At 54.7% G+C, this 856-nt stretch carries 1 pseudogene; it reads right to left on the bottom strand.

What is annotated here, in order from left to right:
- A pseudogene (locus H9Q16_RS20490) lies at window positions 1-794 on the bottom strand (IS3 family transposase); the annotation flags it as partial.
- Window positions 795-856 lie beyond the last annotated feature (62 nt).

Here is an 856-nt window from a genome sequence, read left to right on the forward strand (position 1 = left end):
CGGCAGGCGATTGCAAAGCAATCTGCCGAGAGGGGACCAGCCAACGACACGCCGTGAGAATAGATCGATGACCACTGCGAGATACGACCAGCCTTCATGGGTTCTGATGTAAGTAATGTCGGTCACCCAAACCCGATCAGGTAAATCGACATCAAACTGCCGATCCAATGTGTTGTCCGCAACAACAGCAGGCTTGCCGCCATAACGACCAGGGCGGCGTTTGTAGCCGATCTGTGCTGCTATGCCCGCCAAGCTGGCCAAACGCGCAACTCGGTTCTCAGAACAGGTCTCGCCCGCATCGCGCAAGTCATCAGTCAGCTTACGATATCCATAGACCTTGCCGCTGTCGGTCCAAGCCTGATGGATCAGTTCTGTCTGACGCGCATCTTCAAGCGCACGCTGGCTTAACGGTTCTTTAACCCATGCGTAGAAGCCGCTGAAATGTACAGCCAGCACACGGCACATCGATCGCACCGAAAACTCGGCACGGTGAGCCTCGATGAACGCGTACTTCACTGAGACTCGCGCGCGAAGTACGCGGTCGCCTTTTTTAAGATTGTACGTTCCTCTGTCACGCGGGCCAACTCGCGCTTCAACCGCTTAATCTCAGCAGCCTGTTCCGCAACCTCTGATCGCACACGAGGTGACTTCGCAAATTGTGCCTTCCAAGTGTACAGCGACTTGGTGCTAATCCCCAGCCGCTCAGCCACTTCGCTGACCGCATATCCACGCTCAACAACCTGCGCTACAGCGTCCTGCTTAAACTCATCCGTAAACCGTATTCCCTTGTTCATATCCGTCTCTCCTTGGTCCCAAAATTACCAAGCAAAGCGTCTACAAATCTAGGGGCACCTCA

Origin of the sequence: Sulfitobacter aestuariivivens, from assembly GCF_014763045.1 — a bacterium.
Lineage (GTDB): Bacteria > Pseudomonadota > Alphaproteobacteria > Rhodobacterales > Rhodobacteraceae > Sulfitobacter > Sulfitobacter aestuariivivens.